The sequence below is a fragment of the Streptomyces sp. NPDC048331 genome, assembly GCF_043201215.1.
Taxonomy (GTDB): domain Bacteria; phylum Actinomycetota; class Actinomycetes; order Streptomycetales; family Streptomycetaceae; genus Streptomyces.
In genome coordinates this window covers 27,451-36,594 of sequence record NZ_JBICYT010000054.1, presented here as the reverse complement: position 1 = coordinate 36,594, position 9,144 = coordinate 27,451, and the positions used below count along the sequence as shown (strand labels likewise).

The 9,144-nt window shown below is 72.0% G+C and carries 11 protein-coding genes; 6 read left to right on the top strand and 5 right to left on the bottom strand.

The annotated features are described in order from the left end of the window. The first annotated feature begins 140 nt into the window (after positions 1-140). From ACGFYY_RS38730 to ACGFYY_RS38720, 3 genes are read left to right on the top strand one after another with little or no spacing between them, the layout of a single operon-like run. On the top strand, positions 141-647 hold the full coding sequence (locus ACGFYY_RS38730; protein WP_393716887.1) for an SRPBCC domain-containing protein: 507 nt from the start codon (positions 141-143) through the stop codon (positions 645-647). After that, positions 644-988 (top strand): ArsR/SmtB family transcription factor, encoded by a 345-nt coding sequence (locus ACGFYY_RS38725; protein WP_393716885.1) that lies wholly within the window; start codon positions 644-646, stop codon positions 986-988. The genes ACGFYY_RS38730 and ACGFYY_RS38725 overlap by 4 nt, the downstream gene beginning before the upstream one ends. Positions 989-1,046: 58 nt before the next feature. Next, positions 1,047-1,484 (top strand): SRPBCC domain-containing protein, encoded by a 438-nt coding sequence (locus ACGFYY_RS38720; RefSeq protein ID WP_393716883.1) that lies wholly within the window; start codon positions 1,047-1,049, stop codon positions 1,482-1,484. A gap of 86 nt (positions 1,485-1,570) precedes the next feature. Here ACGFYY_RS38720 and ACGFYY_RS38715 read toward each other — a convergent pair whose 3' ends face one another. Continuing rightward, the gene (locus tag ACGFYY_RS38715) at positions 1,571-2,080 is read right to left on the bottom strand and encodes an NUDIX domain-containing protein (protein WP_393716881.1); all 510 of its coding nucleotides are present in this window, start codon (positions 2,078-2,080) and stop codon (positions 1,571-1,573) included. Between the two features lie 120 nt (positions 2,081-2,200). On the opposite strand from ACGFYY_RS38715, the gene ACGFYY_RS38710 reads away from it, so the two are divergent. Genes ACGFYY_RS38710 through ACGFYY_RS38700 form a run of 3 tightly spaced genes read left to right on the top strand, consistent with a single transcriptional unit; the run spans position 2,201 to position 4,258 of the window. Continuing rightward, positions 2,201-2,569, top strand: a complete 369-nt coding sequence (locus tag ACGFYY_RS38710; RefSeq protein WP_393716879.1) for an Mpo1-like protein — start codon at positions 2,201-2,203, stop codon at positions 2,567-2,569. 34 nt (positions 2,570-2,603) lie between these two features. Then, entirely contained in the window at positions 2,604-3,071 is a 468-nt protein-coding gene (locus ACGFYY_RS38705) for a zinc ribbon domain-containing protein (RefSeq protein ID WP_365279378.1), read from the top strand. Further along, a complete protein-coding gene (locus ACGFYY_RS38700) occupies positions 3,068-4,258 on the top strand; it encodes a lipid-transfer protein (protein ID WP_393716877.1) in 1,191 nt (396 codons plus the stop codon). Before ACGFYY_RS38705 ends, ACGFYY_RS38700 begins: the two co-directional genes overlap by 4 nt. A 145-nt stretch (positions 4,259-4,403) precedes the next feature. Here the strand turns inward: ACGFYY_RS38700 and ACGFYY_RS38695 are convergent, their stop codons facing one another. Genes ACGFYY_RS38695 through ACGFYY_RS38680 form a run of 4 tightly spaced genes read right to left on the bottom strand, consistent with a single transcriptional unit; the run spans position 4,404 to position 8,790 of the window. Beyond that, positions 4,404-5,030 (bottom strand): ATP/GTP-binding protein, encoded by a 627-nt coding sequence (locus ACGFYY_RS38695; protein ID WP_030016310.1) that lies wholly within the window; start codon positions 5,028-5,030, stop codon positions 4,404-4,406. Next, a complete protein-coding gene (locus ACGFYY_RS38690; RefSeq protein WP_393716874.1) occupies positions 5,011-5,508 on the bottom strand; it encodes a DUF742 domain-containing protein in 498 nt (165 codons plus the stop codon). The genes ACGFYY_RS38695 and ACGFYY_RS38690 overlap by 20 nt, the downstream gene beginning before the upstream one ends. Positions 5,509-5,518: 10 nt before the next feature. After that, entirely contained in the window at positions 5,519-5,956 is a 438-nt protein-coding gene (locus ACGFYY_RS38685; protein WP_030016314.1) for a roadblock/LC7 domain-containing protein, read from the bottom strand. Continuing rightward, the gene (locus ACGFYY_RS38680; protein WP_393716872.1) at positions 5,953-8,790 is read right to left on the bottom strand and encodes a nitrate- and nitrite sensing domain-containing protein; all 2,838 of its coding nucleotides are present in this window, start codon (positions 8,788-8,790) and stop codon (positions 5,953-5,955) included. The genes ACGFYY_RS38685 and ACGFYY_RS38680 overlap by 4 nt, the downstream gene beginning before the upstream one ends. Positions 8,791-9,144 lie beyond the last annotated feature (354 nt).

The following is a 9,144-nucleotide window of genomic DNA, read 5'->3' as shown; positions in this document are numbered from 1 at the left end:
GGGGGGGGGGTCCCCGTCGGGGGGCTGTGGGCGCCCGGGGGGGCCTGCGGCGGCGCGCCCACCTCCGACCGATACGCAACCATCGGTTGCGTATCGGTCGGAGGTGGGCTAGCTTTATACGCAACCAAAGGTTGCGAAAGATGGAGACGGTCATGGAGTACGGGAGCATCGAGCGCGAGCTGCACATCGACGCCTCGCCCGAGGTGGTGTTCGAGGTGCTCAGCAGCCCCGAGCACATCCGCGAGTGGTGGAGCGCCGACACCGCGTTCGAGGCGACCCCGGGCGCGACGGCCCGTCTCACGTGGACCGACGAGAACACCGGTCGACAGCAGTCCGCGCCGTTCACGGTCGTGGAGGCCGACCCGCCGCGGCTGTTCTCGTTCCGCTGGACCTACGACGAGGCGGAGACGGAGGCAGGGTCGGAGGCGAAGACCGAGGTGGCGGGTCCGGGCAATTCCCTGCTGGTGACCTTCGAGCTCGTCCCCACGGACAAGGGGACCAGGGTCCACTTCCGCGAGAGCGGTTACCGCGAGCGGGGCTGGGAGGCCGCGGTGCTCGAAGCCCACTACGAGGACCACCGGCAGGGCTGGGACTTCTACCTCCCGCGCCTGGTCGCGACCGCCGACCGGCTGGCGGCCGCACGATGAGCACCGCCGTCGACGACGACCTCTGGTCCGCGATAGGCGACCCGACCCGGCGCCGCATGATCGACCTCCTGCTGGCCGACGGCCAGGGGACGGCGACGACCCTCAGCGCACACCTGCCCGTGACCCGGCAGGCCGTGACCAAACACCTGGCCGTGCTCGACCGGGTCGGCCTGGTCCGGTCCGCGCCGGCCGGACGGGAGAAGCGCTACCAGGTGGACGAGGCGCAACTGGCCCGCGCCGTGGCGCAGCTGAACTCCGTCGGCGAGATGTGGGACGCCCGCCTGCGGCGCGTGAAGAACCTCGCCGAGGCGATCCAACGAGCCAAGAACGCGGAGCGGTGACACGACCGAGTACACGAAGAAGGACACCGAGAAGCACACCGAGAAGGAGGAGAGCGAGATGGTGGACATCCTGCACCGGGTAGGAATCATGGCGACCCCGGAGAAGGTGTACGAAGCGCTCACCACGGTCGAGGGCCTGGCCGCGTGGTGGACGACCGACACGAGCGGGTCCGGCGACGGGGTCCTGGAATTCCGGTTCGGCGACGTCGGCGGCTTCGACATGAAGGTGCTCGACCTGCGGCCGAACGCGCGGGTGCTGTGGGAGGTCGTCGACGGTCCGGCCGAGTGGGTCGGGACGACGGTGAACTTCGAGCTGACGCGGGAAGGCGAGTGGACGATCCTCATGTTCGCGCACGCGGGCTGGCGCGAACCGGTCGAGTTCATGAACCACTGCAGCACCAAGTGGGCGATCTTCCTGATGAGCCTGAAGTCCCTGGTGGAGACGGGCTCCGGCGCGCCGCACCCGCGCGACGTGCAGATCAGCAACTGGCACTGACGTCCGCCCGACGGGCTCCGGACGCGGTGGGCCGGCCCGGCCCACCGCGTCCGGAGCAGGGTGCCGGGCGGCGCCGGACGCCGGGCTCAGGCGTACTTGCCCGCGAACCAGGACGCCGCCGCCTGGGTGTGGAGGGGGAAGGCCAGCTCCGACGGGGTGCGCAGGACGTGCCAGCCCGTGGTCTCGTCCGTCGGCTTCGAGGCGGGGAGGTCCGCGGCCGGGCGGGCCGGGAGGAGGCCGAAGAGGAGGAGATGGCCCGCCGGGGAGCTCAGGGCGTCGGCGAGGTCGACCTCCGAGGCGGGGGCGGTGATGCCGGTCTCCTCGAAGAGTTCACGGACGACGGCGTCCCGCCAGTCCTCGCCGAAGTCGATGAATCCGCCGGGGAGGGCGACGCCTCCGAGAGCCGGCTCGATGGTGCGGGTGATGACCACGAGGCCGGTGCCGTCCGCGTCCTCGACGGGGAGGAGGGTGACGGCCACCGGGAGCGGGTTGCGGTAGGCGGTGGCCCCGCAGGCCGCGCAGGCGCGGGGCCACCCAGGGGTGGAGTACGGCGCTCCGCAGGTGGAGCAGTGCGAGTCCTTCAGGTGTGCCGACATCCGGCGATCGTATGCCAAGCGGTGTGCGGACGTGGGGGGTTGCGCGGCCCTCGCCGGGCGGGCGGGATCGCGACCTCCTCGCCCCTGTCGCCGCACTCCCGCCGTGAGTACCGTGCTCGCATGACTTTCACCTCGTACGAGGAATTCTGGCCGTACTACGTCGCGATGCACTCGCGCGCCGCCACCCGCTGGATCCATCTCACCGGTACCCTCACCGGCCTGGCCGTGACCACCTACGGGTTGGCGCGCGGCCGCCGACGCTACCTCGCCGCACTCCCCCTGATCGGGTACGGGACCGCTTGGCCCGCGCACTTCCTGATCGAGGGGAACAATCCCGCCACCTTCGGTCATCCCGCGTGGTCGCTGCGCGGGGACGCCCGGATGATCCGGATGATGCTGGCCGGTCGCGACGCGGAGCTGGGCGAGATCGCGCAGAAGTGGCTTGCCGAGAACCCGTGTCAGGACCGCTCCCCCGTGGCAGACTTCTGACGATCCGTCAGATTGCTGATCCGGGAGGGGCATCGTGGCACGGACACGCACACCCGTCGTGAGCGGGTGGTTCACCGAGGACGCGCCGGACGGCGGGGGCTTCCGGCTGCTCGGCACCCGGTGCTCGGCCTGTACCGCGGTGTTCTTCCCGCGCGAGGACGCGTACTGCCGCAATCCGCACTGCCCCGGGGGCGGTGAGCTCGCCGAGGTCCCGCTGTCCCCGCGGGGCCGGGTCTGGTCCTACACCGACGGGCGCTACCGGCCGCCGGCGCCGTACGTGTCCGACCCGGCCGTGCCCTGGGAGCCGTACACGCTGGTCGCGGTGGAGCTGGAGGCCGAGGGGATGGTGGTCCTGGGCCAGGCGGCGCCCGGGGTGGGGGTCGCCGATCTGGCGGTCGGGATGGAGGTCGAGGTGGTCGGGGGCGTACTGAACGAGGACGCGGGGACGGCCGGGACCGTCCGGACCACCTGGCGGTTCCGGCCGGTGGGAGGCGCCGCGTGAGCGCCGACATCGCCGTCCTCGGGGCCGGAATGCACCCCTGGGGCAAATGGGGCCGCAGTTTCGTCGAGTACGGGCGGGCCGCCGCGCGGGCGGCGCTGGACGACGCCGGGCTGGACTGGACGCAGGTGCAGTCGATCGTCGGCGCCGACACCGTGCGTTCCGGATACCCGGGATACGTGGCGGGCGCCACCTTCGCCCAGGCCCTCGGCTGGCAGGGCGCGCGGGTGACCAGCGTGTACGCGGCCTGCGCGTCCGGCGCCCAGGCCGTCGGAGCCGCCCGCGCGCAGATCCTGGCGGGCCTGGCCGACGTGGTGCTCGTGGTCGGTGCGGACGCCGCGCCCAAGGGGTTCTTCGCACCGGCGGGCGGTGACCGCCCCGACGATCCGGACTGGCTGCGGTTCCGTGTGCTCGGCGCCACCAACCCGGCCTACTTCGCCCTCTACGCCCGGCGTCGGATGGCCCTCCACGGAGACACCTTGGAGGACTTCGCCCAGGTCAAGGTGAAGAACGCGGCGGCCGGGCTGCTCAACCCGCAGGCCCGTTACCGGAAGAAGGTCACCGCGGAGGAGGTCGCCGCCTCGGCGGTGGTCGCGGATCCGCTCCGCCTGCTCGACATCTGCGCCACCTCCGACGGGGGCGCGGCCCTGGTGCTCACCAGCATGGATTTCGCGCGGGCGCGCGGGGTGGCCGATCCGGTGCGGATCCGGGCCGTCTCGACGGTGACGCCCACCTATCCGCGTACGGTGCTGGATCTGCCGGACATCGCGACCGACTCGGCGGTGGCGGTGGCGCCGGCGGCCGGGTCCTTCAGGTCCTCGATCGCGCGTGCCGCCTACGAGGAGGCCGGGCTCGGCCCGGACGACCTCTCGCTCGCCGAGGTGTACGACCTGTCCACCGCCCTGGAGCTGGAGTGGTACGAGGACATCGGGCTGTGCGGGGAGGGTGAGGGGGCGAAGCTCGTACGGGAGGGGGCGACGGCGCTGGGCGGTCGGATCCCGGTCAACACCAGTGGCGGGCTGGCCTCCTTCGGGGAGGCGGTGCCGGCGCAGGCGATCGCGCAGGTGTGTGAGTTGACCTGGCAGTTGCGCGGTACGGCCGGGGAGCGGCAGGTGCCGGGTGCGCGGGCGGGGATCACCGCGAACCAAGGCCTGTTCGGGCACGGGTCGGCCATCGTGGCCGTGCGCTGAACTGCCGGTGTTGTCCTGACGCTTGACGACACCCGGCAGCGGGTTCACACTCGCTCCACAGTCCCGCGCCGCGACCGGGACCCCGGTCCCCCCGTGAGAGCTGCGGCCCGTACCCCAGTCGGCGGGGGTACGGGCCGCCTCCGTGTCAGGCTCCCGCGGAGAGGCTCCGGCGGCGTTCGCGCGCCAGGGACATCGCGTGTTCCACGACCCCCACGAGCACGTCCTTCACCGATTCCCGGTCCCGTGCGTCGCACAGCAGCACCGGCACCCCGGGGTCGAGGTCCAGCGCCGTCCGTACGGTCACCACGGGGTGCCGGTCGGCTCCGTCGAAGCAGTTGACCGCGACGACGAACGGGATCGCGCGCCGCTCGAAGTAGTCGATCGCGGCGAAGCAGTCGGCGAGGCGACGGGTGTCCGCGAGGACGACGGCGCCGAGCGAACCCTGCGCCAGCTCGTCCCAGAGGAACCAGAAGCGGTCCTGCCCGGGCGTGCCGAACAGGTACAGCACCAGATCCTCGCGGAGCGTGATGCGCCCGAAGTCCATGGCCACGGTGGTGGTGCTCTTGCCCTCCACTCCCCCGGTGTCGTCGACACCGACGCCCGGCTCGGAGAGCCGTTCCTCGGTGCGCAGGGGTCTGATTTCGCTCACCGCACTGACCAGGGTGGTCTTGCCCACCCCGAAGCCGCCCGCGACCAGGATCTTCAAGGTCAGCGGCTCGACCGGCGACACCGCGTGCATGGCACCGGTGCGGCTAAAGCGCCCGAAGGCCATCGATCACCTCACGCAGAATGGATTCATCGGGCAGTTCTGCCGGTGGTACCGGCCTGGTCACGTGGACCAGTTCCTCATCGACCAGGTCGCCGATCAGGACGCGGACGACCCCGACCGCGAGGTCGAGATCGGCCGCGAGTTCGGCGACCGACTGCGGTCGGCCCCGGCACAGCCCGAGGATGTGGGCGTGTTCCGGGGAAAGGGTCATGTCCCAGACCGGATCGTCGGCCGCCGGTTCGGCGACGACGAGCGCGATCAGGTCGAGTCGGTGCTGGCCCGCGTGGCTGGTCCGGCCGCGGGTCATGGCGTACGGGCGGACGACGGGCCCCGCGTCGTCGTCGAACCAGTGCGCGTGGTCGGGGTCCAGGTGGTCGAGGTCCGGATCGTGGTCCGGGTCGTGGTCGTGGTCGGGGTAGGACGGCTCGACGGGGAAGCCGGCGGGGGTGTCCGTGGGGTGGTCCTGGCCTGAATCGCTCATGCCCTACGACTCACCCTCCGGCTGGCAGCCCGGTGCGCGGGGCGGTCGCCAGGTGGTCGCCGACGCGCTTGACCATCAGCGTCATCTCGTACGCCACCTGGCCGACGTCGGAGTCGGCGTCGGCCAGGACGGCCAGGCAGCTGCCGTCGCCCGCGGCCATGACGAAGAGGAAGGCCTCGTCGAGCTCGACGACGGTCTGGCGGACCCGGCCGGAGTCGAAGTGCCGGCCGACGCCCTTGGCCAGGCTGTGGAAGCCGGAGGCGACCGCGGCCAGGTGCTCGCTGTCCTCGCGGGTCAGGTCCTTGGAGCTGCCGGTGGGCAGGCCGTCGCCGGAGAGGACCACCGCCTTGCGGATGGAGCCGACCCGGTCGACGAGCTCGTCGAGGAGCCAGTTGAGCGGGCCGGAGCCGCGGCCCCTGGTGTCGTTGCCGGTCTGCGGTGCGGTCATCGACCGTCCCCTTCGTTCTCGTTCGCGGGACCGCCGGCGGCGGATGTGCCTGCCTCGGTCTCGGACTTCTGCTGTGCGTGCTGGTTGCGGCCCGCCGTCCAGCCACGCTGGAGTGCGGACATGCGCGTACGGACGTCTTCCGCGTCGCGGTCGGCCACCTGGTCGGGGGCGGCTTCGGCGGGTGCGGCGGACGGGGACTTCTTGAGCTGGGGCGCCAGGCTCGCCTGGCGGACCCGGCGGGGCAGCCCGCCGATGCCGGGGCCGGGTGCGTCGGAGCCGGCTTCGGGTCCGGCCGTGGAGGCCGGGGCGGGCTGCGGGACCACGGACACCGGGCGGGGGTCCACCCGGCGGCCGTGGTCGGCGACCAGAGTCGGGGTCGGGCGGCGGCGCGGCAGCGGTACGGCGCCCTGGGAGCGGGGGCCGTCCTGACGCGGGGCCTCCACGCGCTGGGTGTCCAGCCGGACGGGGCCGGTGGGCGCGAGCGACTCGCGGTCGCGGTCGCCCTTGCGGGAGGCACCACGGTCCACGTGCCGGTCGGTGTGCGGCCGGTCCGCCGGGCGCAGGCCCAGGAGGGCGCTGCGCGGGATGCCGTTCGGCGGGGTCTCGTCGTCGAGGGTCGCCATGACCGGGCGAGCGGCGCCGCCGGTGCGGCTCGTGATCGCCGTGGGGGCGTCGTCGTGCACGGCGGGGTCGTCGAGGCCGTCCAGCCGGTCCCGACCGTTCAGGCCGTTGAGGCCGTTGGTCGGGAGCGGGGCCTCCAGCTCGACCGGGCCGCGCAGTTCGGCGACGGGCAGCGGGCGGCCGGACGTCGCGCGCTCCATGGCGGCGGGCGCGGTTCGCTCGGACCCGGCGCGGCCGAGGTGGCCGGGCTTGTCGGACCTGAGGGGCTTGGCCGCGGCCCGGGCGCCGTCGAAGCGGGCGCCGGCGCCGTTGGTCTCGGGGGCCTCGGTCAGCAGGGCGGCGGGCAGGAACAGCACCGCGGTGGTGCCCCCGTACGGGCTGGGCTGGAGGACGACCTTGACGTTGTGGCGCTGCGCGAGGCGGCTGACGACGAACAGGCCGAGGCGGTCGGTGTCGGAGAGCTCGAACTCGGGGGTCTCGGCGAGCCGGAGGTTCGCGTCGAGCAGCGCTTCCGGGGTCATGCCGAGGCCGCGGTCGTGGATCTCCAGGGTGAAGCCGTTGGCGACGCGTTCGCCGTGCACCTGGACCGCGGTGTGCGGCGGCGAGAACACGGTGGCGTTCTCCAGGAGTTCGGCGATGAGGTGGGTGACGTCGGCGACGGCCGGGCCGACGATGCCCAGGCGGGTGAGGCGGCGTACCTCGATGCGCTCGTAGTCCTCGACCTCGGCGACGGCGGCGCGTACGACGTCCATGAGCTGGACGGGCTTGCGCCACTGGCGGGAGGGGGCGGCGCCGGAGAGGATCACGAGGCCTTCGGCGTGCCGGCGCATGCGGGTGGTCATGTGGTCGAGGCGGAAGAGGTCGGCCAGCTCCTCGGTGTCCTCGGTACGGCGTTCCATGGTGTCGAGGAGGGTCAGCTGGCGGTGCAGCAGCACCTGGTTGCGGCGGGCCAGGTTGACGAACACCTCGGAGACGCCGCGGCGCAGGTCGGCCTGCTTGACGGCGGCCTCGACGGCGGCGCGCTGGAGGGTGTTGAGGGCCTGGCCGACCTGGCCGACCTCGTCCTTCTCGTATTCGAGGTGGGGTGCCTCGGTCTCCACGTCCACGTGTTCGCCCGCGGCGAGGCGGCGCATCACGCTGGGCAGGCGGACGCCGGAGGCCTCGTGGGCCTCCTTGCGCAGCCGGGACAGGTCGCGCACGAGGTCGCGGCCGATGCGCACGGACAGGACGAGGGAGAAGACCAGGGCGAGGAAGCCGAGGATGCCGGCGGCGGCGGCCTGGATCATGACGTCCGTGGCGACGGGCTCGATGCGCTCCTGGTAGCGGTCGCCGGCGGCCGTGTTCATGGCCCCGAGGTCTTCGAGGACCTTGGTGGAGGCCTCGTCCCACTGGGCGGCGGTGAGGTTGCGCGGCTTGTTGACCGCGCCGCCGGATATGAAGCGCTCCTCGGCGTCGCGCAGGGGCTGGGTCTCGGGGTCCTTCCAGTACTGCTCGAAGCTTTGCCGGTCCTCGGCGGGGAGCGTCACGAGGTTGAACTCGTAGAGCAGGGAGCGGTTGGCCGCGAAGTCGGAGACGTGACGGATGTCGGGAGCGGTGATCTTGCCCGCGGCGAGGGCGGAGGCGATGACGGCGTCCTCGCGGGAGAGCAGTTCGCGGGCGCGGCTGATGCCGACGAGGGCGCGGCCTTCCTTGTCCACCTCCACGTTGTCCAGGCCGTGGAGGTTCATGAGGAAGTCGTAGCAGGGGTCGACCAGTCGGTTGTAGAGATCCAGGGCCTGCGTGGGGTCCAGGGCGTTCTGGTCGACGGAGCGGCGCATGGTGCCGATGCCTTGGAAGGCGGCGACGATCGACCGCAGGCGCTGGGCGCTCTGCGGGCTCAGTTCGTCGATGACCTTGGAGTCGCGGGCGCTGACACTGATCTGTTCGACCGTCAGGTCGGTCTCGGCGCGACGCTTGGCGAGTTCGGCCGTGGCGGCGGCGGCCCGGGGGTCGCCGAGGACGACCAGGGTCTGGCGCCGTTCCTTCTGGATGACGCGGACGGCGTCCTCGACGGGGTAGCCCACCTTGTCGATGATGTAGGCCACGTCGAAGAGTTGGACGGCCTCTCGGCCGGTGATGACTGTCGCGAAGCCCCAGAGGGCGGTCAGGGAGACGAGCGGCACAAGGAGCAACGCCACGATCTTCCGGCGGATGGACTTCCCGCGAAAGCGCATGGCCTCCCCAGCCTCCCCCAGGTCAACCCCGTTACCGGGGGTCGGTGTTCCGTCATTTAAACGGCGTGAGCCTACTACTGCTGCGGGGCAGCTTCGAAGGCGTGTCCGGACGTTTTCGGCCTGACCCCGGGAGGAAGATCACCAGTTGTCCGACACTTCCGGTCAAGAGCGGCCCGATATGTGGCAGATGACACTTGGTGGGGCGTCGGTTCCCGCAACCCGATGGATGGCTGGAATTATTCGTTCCGCGATCATTCCGGCGCGAGAAGGTATCCGCGATCCGGGAATCTCCCGGCGCCGCCGAACGTCTGTCTGTTCGAGGGGCGCGTCGGCACGGACGTGAGGGACGGCTGT

Bases quoted from the DNA above. Each gene is read 5' to 3' on its own strand.
- ACGFYY_RS38685 (WP_030016314.1), bottom strand. From the start codon at position 5,956: ATGACCGCACCGCAGACCGGCAACGACACCAGGGGCCGCGGCTCCGGC.
- ACGFYY_RS38730 (WP_393716887.1), top strand. From the start codon at position 141: ATGGAGACGGTCATGGAGTACGGGAGCATCGAGCGCGAGCTGCACATC.
- ACGFYY_RS38695 (WP_030016310.1), bottom strand. From the start codon at position 5,030: ATGGCCTTCGGGCGCTTTAGCCGCACCGGTGCCATGCACGCGGTGTCG.
- ACGFYY_RS38720 (WP_393716883.1), top strand. From the start codon at position 1,047: ATGGTGGACATCCTGCACCGGGTAGGAATCATGGCGACCCCGGAGAAG.
- ACGFYY_RS38680 (WP_393716872.1), bottom strand. From the start codon at position 8,790: ATGCGCTTTCGCGGGAAGTCCATCCGCCGGAAGATCGTGGCGTTGCTC.
- ACGFYY_RS38710 (WP_393716879.1), top strand. From the start codon at position 2,201: ATGACTTTCACCTCGTACGAGGAATTCTGGCCGTACTACGTCGCGATG.
- ACGFYY_RS38725 (WP_393716885.1), top strand. From the start codon at position 644: ATGAGCACCGCCGTCGACGACGACCTCTGGTCCGCGATAGGCGACCCG.
- ACGFYY_RS38690 (WP_393716874.1), bottom strand. From the start codon at position 5,508: ATGAGCGATTCAGGCCAGGACCACCCCACGGACACCCCCGCCGGCTTC.
- ACGFYY_RS38715 (WP_393716881.1), bottom strand. From the start codon at position 2,080: ATGTCGGCACACCTGAAGGACTCGCACTGCTCCACCTGCGGAGCGCCG.